Below are 15,017 nucleotides of genomic sequence, written 5' to 3' on the forward strand. Positions count from 1 at the left end.
CTACGTTATTGGCATTGTGAGGTAAAATTGTTTCTTTTCATTTTGAGCAGTATTGTAATGGTTGCGGGTTTTATTACCAAGTATAGCCAATAAAGTAGAAAGCCACCGCCACGCATTACAGAATAAGCATTTGTTTGAAAATCCGTGAGTGGGCGAGCATAGCGTTGGAACGGAGACCCTTGTTTGAGCACGCAGCGCGTGCGAGTTTGGGCCGCAGTTCCAACAACAGGCGGCGCAGTCCACGAGCAAAAGGATTTTCACCAAAATGCGTTTCTGTAATGCGTGGCGGTGGCTTTCGGACCTTTATGAAAAACGGAAAACAGAATTGTTTTTTATGGTAGAGATAAGAGGGTTTTATGGAACAAAAACAACATGGGGGAAAGCAGGAAATTGAGAAAAAAACTGTTAATAGAAGAAATATGCCGCCAAATACCGGGCAAAGACCGAAGCGTCCGCTTTCCGAGCGCGAACTTTATGAAATGCGCGCGCGCAAAGCACGGAAAATGAAGATCATGCGCCGTCGTCGCCGCATCCTGCTTTTGGGCTTGCTTGCGATCTGCATTCTGACTGGTGTGCTGGTGGCTGCGATTTCCGGGAAAATCCGAAGCTGGAAGGCGGAGAAAGCAGCGGTGGAGGCTGCGGCTGTACAGGAGAGTATGAGCGCGTCTGCGGCAGAGAAAGAGAGCCAGAAAGCGGAAGAAGACGCGGCGTACCGTGCCTCTTTGCCGGATGTGGGGGCAATCTACGGTATTGCAGTGAGCCAGGTGGGATGGAGCCACTTTTTTGCAGACAATTCGTACAGCATGGCACCGACAACCTCCTATGTGACGGCGCTCCGGGCAACATTAAGCGGACAGCCGGAGGGCATGAGCGGAACCATCCGTTACCGCGTGAATTTGAGCGGTACAGGCTGGCTGGACTGGCAGGAAGACGGTGCTGAGGCTGGAGATTCGGCAGGTACGGCGCCGCTTGAAGGCATTGCCATGGAGTTGACCGGAGATTTGAGCGATTATTATGAGGTGCTCTACAGCGTGCTGCAGGATTCCAAATGGACAGACTGGGTTTCAGATGGTGCGGAAGCCGGAACGGTTGGTGCAGGACTGCGGGTAGACGGTGTAAGAATCTCTGTGGTGAAGCGGACCGGCGGCGAGGTTTATGCAGGTAATATTGACCCGAACCGGCCGATGGTGGCGCTGACTTATGATGATGGACCGTCACCGACCGTGACACCGCGGATTTTAAACTGTCTGAAAGAAAACGGTGGACGGGCTACGTTCTTTATGGTAGGACAGAAGGTCATTAAGAGCCCGGATGTCTTAAAACAGATGGTGGCACAGGGCTGCGAAGTGGCAAATCATACCTTTGACCATACCCTGATGACGAAAGTTTCTCCGACGGATCTGGCGAATCAGCTGGTGGCTACAAACCAGGCAGTTTCCGATGCCTGCGGCATCTCGCCGGTGCTGATGCGGCCATGCGGTGGAGCGAAAACGGACGCGGGCATGAACATTGCCGGAGCCATTTCCATGCCTGCAATTTTGTGGAGCGTGGATACGCTGGACTGGAAGACGCGGGATGCATCGCAGACGATCCAGACGGTGTTAGATAAGGTAAAGGACGGTGACATCATCCTGATGCATGACCTTTACGATGCGACGGGCGATGCCAGCGAGACCATCGTTCCGGAACTGGTAAACCGCGGCTTCCAGCTGGTGACGGTCAGTGAGCTTGCGTCTTACCGGGGCGGCATGATCCCGGGAAAGAGTTATTCGCAGTTCCGGCCATAATAGTTCCGGCCATAATAGTTCCGGCCATAATATTAACTTTAACTTGCGGACGTGTCCCGTATATGGTATAATCAACGCGAAAATGTACCATTGCAACCTTTTTCGGGTCAGATTGCATTTGCATATCGGGAAGCCGCCAGTAATAGCGCGTCTGTTGATTCAAAAAAGCATGCGATCCAAAAGGCATCAGCAAAAGGCAAAGACAATACAGGAGGCTAAGACTATGAAACATGTAAAGACTTTAAACAATAAAACTCTGAAGGAGTCCATGAAGAAGGGCGGATGCGGCGAGTGCCAGACTTCCTGTCAGTCTGCATGCAAGACTTCCTGCACCGTTGGCAACCAGAGCTGCGAGAACGCAAACAGATAATTCATCTGTCGTATACTGGAATATAACGGTTCTTAAAGATGGCAGAGGTGAATAAGGGTTCCTTTTGGCGGAACTCTTATTCATGTCTGCCTATGTGTGTGTTAGGGGACTTACACATAGGCGTTGTTTTTGCGGCTTTGGGGCGTGAAAATGGCGGGTGATAGGTGATATAAGAAACAGAAATAAAGAAAAAGGTCCCATTAGAAGGAGAAATTGAGTGATTCATCAGTATAAGAATAATGGATATAATATCGTCATGGACATTGCCAGCGGTTCTGTCCATGTAGTCGATGATGTAGTTTACGATGCGGTTGCGCTGTTAGAACCGGTGATCGGTGAGGTTATGTCTCCGGTGCAGATCCCGGAAACCGCAAGAAAAAATGCAGAGGAAGAGCTTTTAAAGAGCTATCCGGCAGAGGATGTAAAGGAAGCACTGGACGAAGTTCAGGAGCTGATCAATGCTGAGGAGCTGTATACAAAGGATATTTACCAGACTTATGTGACAGACTTCAAGAAGAGAAAGACCGTTGTAAAGGCGCTGTGCCTGCACATTGCACACGATTGTAACTTAGGCTGCAAGTACTGTTTTGCGGAAGAGGGCGAGTATCACGGCAGACGTGCACTCATGAGCTTTGAGGTCGGCAAAAAAGCACTGGATTTCCTGGTAGCGAATTCCGGAAACCGCAGAAACCTGGAAGTAGATTTCTTTGGCGGTGAGCCGCTTATGAACTGGGAAGTTGTAAAGCAGCTGGTAGAGTACGGCCGTTCCCTGGAGGAGCCGAATAACAAGCATTTCCGCTTTACCCTGACGACCAATGGCGTGCTGTTAAACGATGAGATCATGGAGTTCTGCAACCGCGAAATGAGCAATGTGGTACTCAGCCTGGATGGAAGAAAAGAGATCAACGATCTGATGCGTCCGACCAGAAACGGTCACGGCAGCAGCTATGACATTATCGTGCCGAAATTCCAGAAATTTGCGAAGAGCCGTGCCGGTAAGGATTATTATGTCCGCGGTACCTTTACCCGCAACAACCTGGACTTCTCTGAGGATGTGAAGCATTTCGCAGACCTTGGATTTGAGCAGATGTCCATTGAGCCGGTTGTCGGTGCAGAGGACGAGCCGTATGCGATCCGTGAGGAAGATCTTCCGAAGATTATGGAAGAGTACGACAAGCTGGCTGTTGAGTATATCAAACGGAAGAAAGAAGGAAGAGGCTTTAATTTCTTCCACTTCATGATTGATTTAAACCAGGGACCGTGCGTGGCAAAACGTCTTTCCGGCTGTGGCTCAGGTACGGAGTATCTGGCAGTGACTCCTTGGGGCGACTTTTATCCGTGCCACCAGTTTGTAGGTCAGGAAGATTTCCTGATGGGCAATGTAGACACCGGTATCACCAGAACCGATATCCGCGACGAGTTTAAGCTCTGCAATGTCTACGCAAAAGAAAAGTGCAGAAACTGCTTCGCAAGATTTTACTGCAGCGGCGGATGCGCAGCCAATTCCTATAACTTCCACGGAACCATCACCGATGCTTATGAGATTGGATGCGAGATGCAGAAAAAACGTATCGAGTGTGCGATCATGATTAAGGCGGCTCTTGCCGACGAAGAATAAAAGGAGAAGAAAGATGAAGAACAGCAAAGTAAAAGGTCTTTTAGGTCTGCTGGTCCTGCTGTTCGCAGTAGGGCTGTTCGGATTCTTCGGCTATGATACCATGGATGACATCAAGCTGGGTCTTGACCTGGCAGGCGGTGTCAGCATTACGTATCAGGCAGTTGAGGAGAATCCGACATCGGAAGAAATGTCCGATACCATTTACAAGCTGCAGCAGCGTGTACAGAACTACAGTACCGAGGCTGTAGTGTACCAGGAAGGAAATAACCGGATTAACATCGACATCCCGGGTGTTTCCGATGCAAATGCCATCCTGGAAGAACTCGGCAAGCCGGGTTCCCTGATCTTTACCGATGAAACCGGTAAGACCATTTTAACTGGTGACCAGGTTGCATCCGCAAAAGCGGGAATCATCGAGCAGAATGGTCAGAAATCTTATGTCGTAAGCCTGACCTTTACTGAGGAAGGTACCAAAGCATTTGCCGATGCGACTTCCGCAAACGTAGGAAAGCGCATTGCCATTATCTACGATAACCAGATTTATTCCAATCCGGTTGTCCGTGAGGCAATTACCGGAGGTCAGTGTCAGATCGACGGTATGACGGACTACAATGAAGCTGAGAACCTGGCAGCGACCATCCGTATTGGTTCTCTGTCCCTGGAGCTGCAGGAACTGCGTTCCAACGTAGTTGGTGCACAGCTTGGCCAGCAGGCGATCTCCACCAGCTTAAAGGCCGGTGCGATCGGTTTTGCGATCGTTGCCGTATTCATGATGGTAGCTTACCTGATCCCGGGTGTTGCTTCGGTTATCGCCCTGGCTCTGTATGTTGGTCTGGTGCTCATCATGCTGACTGCATTTGATGTTACCCTGACGCTTCCGGGTGTTGCAGGTATCATCCTTTCTGTTGGTATGGCAGTGGATGCAAACGTTATTATCTTCACCCGTATCAAAGAGGAAATTGGTCTGGGACGCAGTGTGAAATCTGCGATCAAGGCTGGTTTCTCCAAGGCACTGTCCGCAATCCTGGATGGTAATATCACCACCCTGATCGCAGCAGCAGTCCTGTATTTCCGTGGTTCCGGTACGGTAAAGGGCTTCGCAAGCACCCTGGCAATCGGTATCGTACTTTCCATGTTTACTGCACTGTTCATCACCAAGGGTGCCCTCTACGCTTTGTATGCAGTTGGTTTTGAGGATCCGAAGTTCTACGGAACCAAGAAAGACGGCAAGATCATCAACTTCCTTGGAAAGAAGAACCTCTGCTTTATCCTTTCCATCGTTGTGATCGTGGCAGGCTGGGCAGGCATGGCTCTGCACAAGGGTCAGACCGGCTACATCTTAAACTACGGCATGGACTTCACCGGTGGTACTTCCACCAATGTGACCTTCAACGAGGATATGAGTCTGGATGACATTTCTGCAAAGGTAGTTCCGGTTGTTTCCAAGATCACCGGCGATGCGGATGTGCAGACCCAGAAGGTTGCAGGTACCAACGAAGTTATCATCAAGACCAAGACTCTGGACGTAGAACAGAGACAGCAGCTGGAAGACGCTATGGTGGAGAACTTTGGCGTTGACGCTGAGAAAATCACGGCAGAGAGTATTTCCGGTGCTGTCAGCACGGAGATGAAGAAGGATGCAGTCTGGGCAGTAACGATCGCAACCGTTCTGATGCTGTTATACATCTGGTTCCGGTTTAAGGATATCCGTTTTGCAGCCAGTGCAATCCTTGCCCTGGTGCACGATGTACTGGTTGTCGTAACGTTCTATTCCCTTGCGAAGTGGTCCGTTGGTTCCACGTTCATCGCATGTATGCTGACCATTGTCGGTTACTCCATCAACGCGACGATCGTTATCTTCGACCGTATCCGCGAGAACCTGGCGCTGAAGAAGGCAGGAAGCAAGCAGACCCTGGAGGAGATCGTAAACTTAAGTATTACCCAGACCTTCACCAGAAGTATCAATACTTCCCTGACAACGTTCATCATGGTATTTGTTCTGTTCTTACTGGGCGTATCCTCCATCCGTGAGTTCGCCCTGCCGCTGATGGTTGGTATCGTTTGCGGAACCTATTCTTCCGTATGCGTAACCGGTGCTCTCTGGTATGTCCTGACAACCAGAAAACAGAAAAAGGCTGAGAAATAATTATGAGATATAAACTGATTACAACGGACGGACGTGCCAAGCGGGCTGAGGTAGAGACCGTACACGGCACGATCCAGACTCCGGTTTTCATGAATGTAGGCACGGTGGCCGCCATTAAAGGTGCGGTTTCCACCGATGACCTGCGCCAGATCGGCACACAGGTGGAGCTGTCCAACACTTACCATCTGCATGTGCGGACCGGCGACAAGCTGATCAAGCAGTTCGGCGGACTTCACAAGTTTATGAACTGGGACAAGCCGATCCTGACCGATTCCGGCGGATTCCAGGTCTTTTCCCTTTCCGGTCTTCGCAAGATCAAGGAAGAGGGCGTAACCTTCCGTTCCCACATTGACGGTCACAAGATCTTTATGGGACCGGAGGAGAGCATGCAGATCCAGTCCAACCTGGCATCGACCATTGCCATGGCATTCGACGAGTGTCCGCCGAGCCATGCAGAGCTTTCCTATATCCAGAATTCCGTAGACCGCACGACCCGCTGGCTGGAGCGCTGCAAAAAAGAAATGGCGCGCTTAAATTCCCTGCCGGATACCATTAACAAAGAGCAGCTTCTGTTCGGTATCAACCAGGGCGGTGTGGTAGATTCCATCCGTATTCAGCATGCAAAGACCATTGCAGACATGGACCTGGATGGTTATGCAGTAGGTGGTCTGGCCGTCGGAGAGACCCATGAGGAGATGTATCATATCCTCGATGTGACGGTTCCGTATCTGCCGCAGAACAAGCCGACGTATCTGATGGGAGTCGGAACTCCGGCAAATATCCTGGAGGCAGTAGACCGCGGCGTGGACTTCTTTGATTGTGTATATCCGTCCCGCAACGGCCGCCACAGCCATGTATATACCAACCACGGAAAACTCAATCTGTTAAACCAGAAATACGAGCTTGATCCACGTCCGATCGAAGAAGGATGCCAGTGCCCGGCATGCCGCTCTTATTCCAGAGCGTATATCCGCCATCTGTTCAAGGCGAAGGAAATGCTGGGAATGCGTTTATGTGTCTTGCATAATCTGTATTTTTATAATAAAATGATGGAAGAGATCCGCGACGCGATCGAACAGCACCGGTACGCCGAGTACAAAGCACAGAAGCTTGCCGGTATGGAGGAGGGTCCGAAGGAATAATCGGGCTAAAACAAAAACGAAAGTAGGCTGACCAGAGCGAGGCGCAGGGACAGCCGCAAGGAGGACAACATGTTAGTAGCAACTTCAACCATGAACCCAACCGTAATGATTGTGTTATACGTGGTAATCTTTGGTGGTATCTTCTATTTCATGGGATACCGTCCGCAGAAGAAGGAGAAAAAGAGAGTCGAGGAGATGATGGCAAGCCTTGCTATCGGTGACAGCGTATTAACCACCAGCGGTTTCTATGGTGTGATCATCGACATGACCGACGATACCGTAATCATCGAGTTCGGCAACAACAAGAATTGCCGTATCCCGATGCAGAAAGCAGCAATCGTACAGGTTGAGAAGCCGGAAGCATAAAATAGTCATATCGTTAATGGAATGAACAAGGGCCGAAAGTTCCTGCCCCGCCATACGGCGGGGCGGAAGCTTTCGGCCCTTTCGTTTTGTGTTTCATGGATCAAATGGTTATTTATTTCTCCCAACGTCCGGATGCGCCGCATGGCAGTACCAGTCCGGTTTCGGTGACCGGAAGTCCGATTTCCTGGGCTTCCACGTGACCGCCGAATTTCGGTACGATCTCGGTGCTCATCATGTAGGTAAGAACAGCCGGAGCAAGTCCGGTGGTGTAGGAGTTGATGAGGAAGAAGAGTGGGTCATCGGATAAAAGCTGGACGCACAGCTTTACCAGCGGATGGATCGCGTCTTCAATTTTCCAGATCTCGCCTTTCGGACCGCGTCCGTAGGATGGCGGGTCCATGATGATGGCATCGTAATGGTTGCCGCGGCGGATCTCGCGCTCTACAAACTTCACGCAGTCATCGACCAGCCAGCGGATCGGTGCATCGCTTAAGTTAGAGGATGCAGCATTTTCTTTTGCCCAGCCGACCATGCCCTTGGAGGCATCGACATGGGTGACGGAAGCACCGGCCTTGGCAGCAGCCAGTGTAGCGCCGCCGGTGTAGGCAAACAGGTTTAAGACTTTGACCGGGCGGCCTGCATTGCGGATCTTATCGCCGAACCAGTCCCAGTTTGCAGCCTGCTCCGGGAAGAGTCCGGTGTGCTTGAAGCTGAATGGTTTTAAGTTAAAAGTAAGGCCTTTGTAGCCGATGGTCCACTGCTCCGGGAGATTAAAGAACTCCCACTCGCCGCCGCCCTTGGCGCTGCGGTGATAGTGACCATTCATGTGTTTCCAGCCTTTGTGTGTCTTTGGAGTGTCCCAGATGACCTGCGGGTCCGGGCGGACTAAGAGATATTCGCCCCATCTTTCCAGTTTTTCTCCTTTTGAACAGTCAATGACCTGATAATCTTTCCAGCCATCTGCTAACCACATATATTTTTCCACCTTTCGTATTTACGGTTTGTTTTACGTTGTATGTCACGTTTCATGGTTACCAAAGCAACCGCGCCTCGGTGCGAGGATGTGCCAAGGCACATTCTTTCTTGCGTTGTTCCATCTTCTCATTATAACAGTAAAATGAAGAGGTGTCCACGAGTTTCCAGAGGCAACTTTCGAGTTTCCAGAGGCAACTTTCGAGTTTCCGGAAGTACTTGTTTGGTGTACAGGGAAATTATTGTTCCGGTAAATGGCAAGCCGAAATTTACTTTTTGGGGAAGCTATAGTATATTAGATAACAGAGAAAACATGGCAGTTTTCGGAGAAAATAGAAAATAAAACGGTCGCTGCTGATCGCATAACATATGGACAGCAGCAAACTGTCAGACCAAAATGAGGATAAGGTGGATGAATTTTATGAAAAAATATGATTATGTACTGGTAGGAAGCGGACTTTACGCAGGTGTCTGGGCTTATGAGGCAAAAAAGCGTGGAAAAACCTGTCTGGTTGTGGAAAAACGCGATCATATCGGCGGAAATGTGTATTGTGAGGATGTTGAGGGGATTCACGTACACCGTTATGGTGCCCATATTTTCCATACCAGTGACCGTCAGGTGTGGGATTATGTGAATGAACTGGCAGAGTTTAACCGCTACACCAACAGCCCGGTTGCAAATTACAAGGGCGAGATGTACAACATGCCGTTTAACATGAATACGTTCAGCAAGATGTGGGGCATCAGCACTCCGGCAGAAGCGAAGGCTATCATCGAGGAGCAGAAGAAGACCGTGACCGGGGAGCCGAAGAACCTGGAGGAGCAGGCCATCAGCCTGGTGGGAACCGACATCTACCAGAAGCTGGTCAAAGGCTATACGGAGAAACAGTGGGGAAGAGACTGCAAAGACCTTCCGGCGTTCATCATCCGCAGACTTCCGGTGCGTTTTACGTACGATAACAACTACTTCAACGATCTGTATCAGGGTATCCCGATCGGCGGTTATAACGTGATCATCAACAAGTTGTTTGAAGGCTGCGACATGGAGACTGGCGTGGATTATCTGGAGCATAAGGAACATTACGATGCGCTTGGTGACAACGTGGTCTACACCGGAACCATCGATGCGTATTATCAGTATCAGTTTGGCAAGCTGGAGTACCGGAGCCTGCGCTTTGAGTCTGAGGTGCTTGATGAGGAGAATCATCAGGGAGTTGCGGTGGTCAATTATACAGACCGCGAGACCCCGTATACCCGTGTGATCGAGCATAAGCATTTTGAGTTTGGAACCCAGCCAAAGACTGTGATCACCAGAGAGTATCCGGCCGACTGGAAAGAGGGCATGGAGGCATACTATCCGGTGAACGACGAGAAGAACCAGGCATTGTACCAGCAGTATGCGGCTCTGGCAGAGAAAGAGGAGCACGTGATCTTCGGCGGACGTCTGGCAGAGTATAAGTACTATGACATGGATAAAGTCATTGCTTCTGCGCTGAAGCGTACGGCAGAGTGCATGGGAGAGTAAAGATGGACCGGGAATGTATGAATGTGGTTTACGCCTCGAATGATGCTTACGCAAGGCATTTGGGTACGTCAATGTATTCGCTGCTTGACCGGAACCGGGATTTTGCAGAGATTACGGTTTACGTCCTGACGCTGGGGCTTTCCAGGGAAAACCAGGAGCGGTTAGAGGAGATCGCAGCGCATTTTGGGCGGAACCTGGTCTGCGTCAACCTGGATGATCTGCGGGAGCGAATCGGCTATGAGGTAGATACCGGCGGCTTCGATATCAGTGTGATGCTGCGCCTGTTTATGGGCGATATGCTTCCGGAGTCTGTGGAGCGGGTGCTGTATCTGGACTGCGATACGGTAGTGCTCCAGTCTTTAAAGCATCTGTGGAAAGAAGATCTGGAGGGAAACATCGTTGGAGCCGTGATGGAGCCGACCATCTACCAGGCGGTAAAAGAATCCATTGACCTGGGCGAGGAGGATCCGTATTATAATTCCGGCGTTCTTCTGGTTGATTTAAAAAAATGGCGCGAAAAAGAAGTTCAGAAAAAACTTCTGGAATTTTGGAAGAGCAAAGGCGGGAAGCTGTTTGCCAGTGACCAGGATGTGATCAATGGCACGCTGAAAGGGCAAATCCACACGCTGATGCCGCGTTATAATTTCTTTACGAATTACCGGTATTTTTCTTACCGGGAGCTGGTGCGCCAGGGAAAAACCTATAAGGCAGTTACGCCGAGAGAACTGCAGATTGCAAAAAAACATCCGTCGATCGTCCACTATATGGGCGATGAGCGGCCATGGATCGCGGGAAATTTCAACCATTACCGCAGGGCTTACGAGCTCTATCTGGCAAAGACTCCGTGGGCAGGAGCCGCGAAAGAAGAAGGAAAGCGGGCCTATATGCTGGCTTATCATATGCTGGATTATGCGACAGCGCTTTGCCCGCCGGTGCGGCGGATGGTGAGCCGGAAACTGGGAATGAAACTTGTGGAGAATCGGAGGAAATAATAAATGGTTATGGTTTTGATGGCAACATATCAGGGAAAGCAGTATCTGGAGCAGCAGCTGGATTCGATTCTGGCGCAGACAGTTCCGGTAAAGATCCTGATCTCCGACGATGGTTCCGATGACGGAACCAGGGAAATGTTAAACGATTATGCCGGATGGTATCCGAAACAGGTCTTTTTGCATCACAGAACGGAGCATACAGGCGGCGCGGCCGGAAATTTTTTCTGGCTGATGAAAGAAGCTCTGAAGGACGAAAAAAACGAGTACATTTTCTTCAGTGACCAGGATGATGTATGGGAAAACAACAAGGTAAAGGTCATGCTGCACCGGATGCGGGTGCTGGAAAAGGGACTGGGAAAGCAGTGCCCGATTCTTTTGTACTCGGATATGGAAGTGGTGGATGAGGATATGTACGAGATCCATGAGAGCTTTGCAGGTTACACGCATCAGGATCCGGACCGCAACAGCTTTGCAGAGCTTCTGGTGGAAAACCAGGTGACCGGTGGCGCTTCGATGATCAACCGTGCCCTTCTTGAGCGCTGTGCGAAGGAGCCGGAGGTCTGCTGCATGCATGACTGGTGGATCGCGCTTACCGCATCCTGCTTTGGCGTGATCGAATTTATGCCGAGGGCTTTATCCAAATACCGCCAGCATGGAAATAATGTACTGGGTGCGAAGGATGCAGGCAGTTTTGAGGAGATGAAAGCCCGCCTTGGTCGCGGGGAAGAGGTGGAGCGGAATTACCGCCGGATGCTGAACCAGGGCATTGCGTTTGGCCGCATGTTCTGGAAAGAGATGGATAAGGGCGAGCGCATGACACTTCGGGCCTTTTTGGCACTCCCATACCAGTCTGCGGCAGGTCGCCTGAAAAATATCCGTTACAATCATTTTTATAAAAATTCTATGCTGCAGACCCTGGCGATGTGCGTGACCATCCCGAAGGCAGAGAAAATGCGCCAGCCGAAAGTGGATGAGGAAAACACCTCAAAATCGGAAACGGAAGAGTGGGAGCAGTGGCCGGAGAAGCCGGGCGTGGTGGAAAATCCGGAGGTAGTGGAAAAGCCAGAAGTGAAGGAAGTGCAGGAAACAGAGAAAGTGCAGGATGAACAGGCATGATAGCGGCAGCGGAAGTTGAGAAAGACAGGAAGAATACGGTGCGACTAAGCTGTGTGATCTTAAATTATAATGATGCAGAGACAACGGAAAAGTTAGTTAAGCAGATTGCGGATTATGAGGTACTCCATCAGATTATAGTGGTGGATAATGCTTCTACGGATGATTCGCTGGAACGGCTGAAGCAGTTGGAAGGGCAGGAAAACTGCAGCCAGATCAGGAAAATCAAAATCCTTACTGCGCAAAAAAATGGTGGTTACGGTTCCGGCAACAACATCGGTGTCCGTTATGCGATAGAGCAGGGCGGTGCCACCCATGTGCTGATCGCAAATCCGGATGTGGTATTTTCCGAGCAGTCTTTAAAAGCAATGCTGGCAGTATTTGCCCGTCATCCGGAGGTTGGGATTGTGACAACCCGGATTCACGATGCCCGCTATCCGGATTTAAAAAATGGATGGCCGCTCCGAAGCTTTACGCGGGAACTCATCAGTATGGGACCGGTAAGCAGACGCCTGTTTGGCAGGTCATTTGATTACCCGGATTCTTACTTCCAGGGCAGGAATGCGGTATACGTGGGAGCCGTGCATGGCTCCATGCTGATGGTGGACGGAGAAAAATTTCTGGAAGCCGGAGGCTACGATGAAGGAATCTTTCTCTATGAGGAGGAGCAGGTTCTGGGCCGCAGGATGCAGCAGGCGGGATACCGCAGTGTGCTGCTGTTAAACCAGCATTATGACCACGAACATTCCACATCCATTAGCAAATCTTTTTCCGATGCCATGAAACGCCAGAAAATCCGGGAAGAGAGTACGCTGTATTATATGAAGAAGTATTTGAAGATTGCTCCATGGCAGGAGCACTTGGCGAAGCTGTGGTTTGCAGGGATACGGATGGAGATGCGTGTTGCGAAATACGCAGGGATTCAAGTTTAGCGGCAAAATGTAATGTGCATATAGACGGTCATTATCTGCATATAAAAAGATAAAATATATGCAGATAATGGCTGTTTTTCTGCATATAAAAGGATAAAATATATGCAGATAATGGCTGCTTTTCTGCATATAAAATGATATAATCATATGCAGAAAGAGGTGGAATATGAGAATATTTGATTATTCGTTTTTGAATAATGGTTTATTGCCATCAAATTTACTGAACCTGACCATGAATATTGCAGAACTAAAAACGATGGCAGGTATACGCAAGGCAGAGTATGCACAGATATTTACAGAATTAGAGGCAGTGGCAAAGGTACAGTCAATTAAAAGTTCCAATGAGATAGAAGGGATTGTTACCAGCGATGAACGTATTGCAGAAATTGTGAATCAGAACAGTGCCCCTTTAAATCACAACGAAGCGGAGATTGCCGGATACCGCGATGCCTTAAGTGAAATCCATCTGGGACATGAATATATGGATTTTTGTGAAAGAGATATTTTGCATCTGCATGAAATTTTGATGAGTTTTACGGGAAATGGATTTGGTGGGCAATATAAGACAGACGATAATGTGATTTTAGAAATTGACGCGGATGGGAGGCGTAAGGTCCGGTTTCGCCCAATATCGGCGAAAGAGACACCGGATGCAATGGAACAGATGGTTCTTGCCTATCTGGATGCCCGGGATGATGCTAACATCAATCAGCTTTTATTAATTCCGTGTGTAATCCTGGATTTCCTTTGCATTCATCCATTTCGTGATGGCAATGGCAGGATGTCGCGTCTGCTGTCGATTCTTTTGCTCTACAAAAATGGTTTTGATGCAGGAAAATATGTTTCTTTCGAAGAACAAATCAACCTTTATAAGGCGTATTACTATAATGCCTTAAAGCAATCATCAGATGGCTGGGATACGAATGAAAATACGTATTTTCCATTTATTGAAAATTTTCTTTCCACGTTGTACCTGTGCTATAAAGAATTAGATAAGCGTTTTGCGGTAGTAAATGGGAAAAAGATTACGAAGAAAGCACGTGTAGAGGCGACCGTTTTGAACAGCCTGACGCCAATGTCAAAAGCAGAAATCTGTAAAATTCTGCCAGACGTAAGCCCTACAACAGTGGAAGCGGTTTTGGGAGCCATGGTTCGGAGTGGCAGCGTGAAGCGGATTGGTTCAGGCAAAGCATCGCGATATAGCAAGGCCTGATCTTAGCTGTAACGGTCTGAACCAGAGAAAGAAGAGGAAGAACAGGAATTACTGTAGGAAATCTGCCGCAAGGTGACCAATTCGTGACAATTGTTTTGCTATAATAACAAAAATATGTTTCTGTATAAACTACGAAAGAAAGGATTCTGGGATATGAAAAATAAGCCGTTTTTTCTAAGGCTATGCTCTGGGCTGATGGCAGCCTCCATGCTGGTCGGCTGTTCTGCTACCAGATGAGGGACAATATCGTAAGGCCGGTCGTGAAAAACGAGACCATCTCGTCAGACTCCAAATGGATCAACTCCACGATTGACGGTTCGATTGATGAAAACACTCCGGTCAATCTCAAAGATGACTTTTACACGGTCATCAACAAAGACTGGCTACTTGAACCACTTGGCAAAGGAGAAGAGGCGTATTCTCCGTATACCGGTATTCAGGAGCAGTTTGATGAGAATCTGTATTATCTTATGACAGCGGATCCTTCGGATGTTTCGGGACTTGACACCAACATCATGTCGGAGGAAGCCCTGATCCATCTTCAGGAACTGGTTCATACCATAATCGGTTTCGGAAGCGATGCGAAGACCCGCAATGCTCAGGGGGCGGAGCCTCTGCGCCCTTACCTTGAAAAAATTGAAAAAATTTCAACACTTGATGAACTGACAGATTATCTTTGCAACACCGACGGTACAAACCTGTTTTCCCTGCAGCTTGTTCCGTTTATCGTCGATTTCCCGGTTGATACAAACTTTTAGGTGACGTAGACATCCAGCTTCTGGAAGAAGTGCATGAGACGGTAAGTCTGGAGAATTTTTATTTCAATCTGGTAGGAGGAGAG

The 15,017-nt window shown here is 49.1% G+C and carries 13 protein-coding genes; 12 read left to right on the forward strand and 1 reads right to left on the reverse strand.

The window, feature by feature from the left end; all coding sequences use genetic code 11:
* Positions 1 to 356 precede the first annotated feature (356 nt).
* The 6 genes from DWZ40_RS04820 (at position 357) to yajC (ending at position 7,429) form a co-directional block, all read left to right on the forward strand.
* On the forward strand, positions 357 to 1,787 hold the full coding sequence (locus DWZ40_RS04820) for a polysaccharide deacetylase family protein (RefSeq protein WP_118541293.1): 1,431 nt from the start codon (positions 357 to 359) through the stop codon (positions 1,785 to 1,787).
* 223 nt (positions 1,788 to 2,010) lie between these two features.
* A complete protein-coding gene (scfA, locus tag DWZ40_RS04825) occupies positions 2,011 to 2,157 on the forward strand; it encodes a six-cysteine ranthipeptide SCIFF (RefSeq protein ID WP_118531699.1) in 147 nt (48 codons plus the stop codon).
* Positions 2,158 to 2,374: 217 nt separating this feature from the next.
* Positions 2,375 to 3,775 carry a thioether cross-link-forming SCIFF peptide maturase gene (scfB, locus tag DWZ40_RS04830; protein ID WP_118541295.1) on the forward strand — a complete coding sequence of 467 codons (1,401 nt, stop codon included), beginning with the start codon at positions 2,375 to 2,377 and terminating at the stop codon, positions 3,773 to 3,775.
* Positions 3,776 to 3,788: 13 nt separating this feature from the next.
* Positions 3,789 to 5,921 (forward strand): protein translocase subunit SecD, encoded by a 2,133-nt coding sequence (gene secD, locus DWZ40_RS04835; protein WP_118541297.1) that lies wholly within the window; start codon positions 3,789 to 3,791, stop codon positions 5,919 to 5,921.
* Between the two features lie 2 nt (positions 5,922 to 5,923).
* Positions 5,924 to 7,063 carry a tRNA guanosine(34) transglycosylase Tgt gene (gene tgt, locus DWZ40_RS04840; RefSeq protein ID WP_118541299.1) on the forward strand — a complete coding sequence of 380 codons (1,140 nt, stop codon included), beginning with the start codon at positions 5,924 to 5,926 and terminating at the stop codon, positions 7,061 to 7,063.
* A 105-nt stretch (positions 7,064 to 7,168) separates the two neighbouring features.
* A complete protein-coding gene (gene yajC, locus DWZ40_RS04845; protein ID WP_243035230.1) occupies positions 7,169 to 7,429 on the forward strand; it encodes a preprotein translocase subunit YajC in 261 nt (86 codons plus the stop codon).
* 112 nt (positions 7,430 to 7,541) lie between these two features.
* Here the strand turns inward: yajC and DWZ40_RS04850 are convergent, their stop codons facing one another.
* Positions 7,542 to 8,402, reverse strand: coding sequence for a class I SAM-dependent methyltransferase (locus DWZ40_RS04850; RefSeq protein ID WP_118541303.1), 861 nt, complete (start codon positions 8,400 to 8,402; stop codon positions 7,542 to 7,544).
* Positions 8,403 to 8,822: 420 nt separating this feature from the next.
* Between DWZ40_RS04850 and glf the strand changes: the two genes are divergently transcribed.
* The 6 genes from glf (at position 8,823) to DWZ40_RS04880 (ending at position 14,934) form a co-directional block, all read left to right on the forward strand.
* A complete protein-coding gene (gene glf / locus DWZ40_RS04855; RefSeq protein ID WP_118541693.1) occupies positions 8,823 to 9,926 on the forward strand; it encodes a UDP-galactopyranose mutase in 1,104 nt (367 codons plus the stop codon).
* Between the two features lie 2 nt (positions 9,927 to 9,928).
* Complete coding sequence (locus DWZ40_RS04860) at positions 9,929 to 10,918, forward strand: glycosyltransferase family 8 protein (RefSeq protein ID WP_243035203.1); 990 nt, start codon at positions 9,929 to 9,931, stop codon at positions 10,916 to 10,918.
* A 3-nt stretch (positions 10,919 to 10,921) separates the two neighbouring features.
* Complete coding sequence (locus tag DWZ40_RS04865; RefSeq protein WP_118541305.1) at positions 10,922 to 12,034, forward strand: glycosyltransferase family 2 protein; 1,113 nt, start codon at positions 10,922 to 10,924, stop codon at positions 12,032 to 12,034.
* Positions 12,031 to 12,963, forward strand: a complete 933-nt coding sequence (locus DWZ40_RS04870; protein WP_118541307.1) for a glycosyltransferase family 2 protein — start codon at positions 12,031 to 12,033, stop codon at positions 12,961 to 12,963. The genes DWZ40_RS04865 and DWZ40_RS04870 overlap by 4 nt, the downstream gene beginning before the upstream one ends.
* Positions 12,964 to 13,129: 166 nt before the next feature.
* Complete coding sequence (locus tag DWZ40_RS04875) at positions 13,130 to 14,176, forward strand: Fic family protein (RefSeq protein ID WP_118541309.1); 1,047 nt, start codon at positions 13,130 to 13,132, stop codon at positions 14,174 to 14,176.
* A 233-nt stretch (positions 14,177 to 14,409) separates the two neighbouring features.
* The gene (locus tag DWZ40_RS04880) at positions 14,410 to 14,934 is read left to right on the forward strand and encodes a hypothetical protein (protein ID WP_147354136.1); all 525 of its coding nucleotides are present in this window, start codon (positions 14,410 to 14,412) and stop codon (positions 14,932 to 14,934) included.
* Positions 14,935 to 15,017: the final 83 nt, after the last annotated feature.

The organism is Clostridium sp. AF32-12BH (assembly GCF_003477935.1).
Lineage (GTDB): Bacteria > Bacillota > Clostridia > Lachnospirales > Lachnospiraceae > Brotaphodocola.

What these genes read in the sequence shown, in the direction of transcription:
- yajC (WP_243035230.1), top strand. Translation starts at nt 7,169, where the DNA reads ATGATTGTGTTATACGTGGTAATCTTTGGTGGTATCTTCTATTTCATG.
- DWZ40_RS04860 (WP_243035203.1), top strand. Translation starts at nt 9,929, where the DNA reads ATGGACCGGGAATGTATGAATGTGGTTTACGCCTCGAATGATGCTTAC.
- DWZ40_RS04850 (WP_118541303.1), bottom strand. Translation starts at nt 8,402, where the DNA reads ATGTGGTTAGCAGATGGCTGGAAAGATTATCAGGTCATTGACTGTTCA.
- DWZ40_RS04865 (WP_118541305.1), top strand. Translation starts at nt 10,922, where the DNA reads ATGGTTATGGTTTTGATGGCAACATATCAGGGAAAGCAGTATCTGGAG.
- secD (WP_118541297.1), top strand. Translation starts at nt 3,789, where the DNA reads ATGAAGAACAGCAAAGTAAAAGGTCTTTTAGGTCTGCTGGTCCTGCTG.
- DWZ40_RS04820 (WP_118541293.1), top strand. Translation starts at nt 357, where the DNA reads ATGGAACAAAAACAACATGGGGGAAAGCAGGAAATTGAGAAAAAAACT.
- DWZ40_RS04875 (WP_118541309.1), top strand. Translation starts at nt 13,130, where the DNA reads ATGAGAATATTTGATTATTCGTTTTTGAATAATGGTTTATTGCCATCA.
- glf (WP_118541693.1), top strand. Translation starts at nt 8,823, where the DNA reads ATGAAAAAATATGATTATGTACTGGTAGGAAGCGGACTTTACGCAGGT.
- tgt (WP_118541299.1), top strand. Translation starts at nt 5,924, where the DNA reads ATGAGATATAAACTGATTACAACGGACGGACGTGCCAAGCGGGCTGAG.
- DWZ40_RS04870 (WP_118541307.1), top strand. Translation starts at nt 12,031, where the DNA reads ATGATAGCGGCAGCGGAAGTTGAGAAAGACAGGAAGAATACGGTGCGA.
- scfA (WP_118531699.1), top strand. Translation starts at nt 2,011, where the DNA reads ATGAAACATGTAAAGACTTTAAACAATAAAACTCTGAAGGAGTCCATG.
- DWZ40_RS04880 (WP_147354136.1), top strand. Translation starts at nt 14,410, where the DNA reads ATGAGGGACAATATCGTAAGGCCGGTCGTGAAAAACGAGACCATCTCG.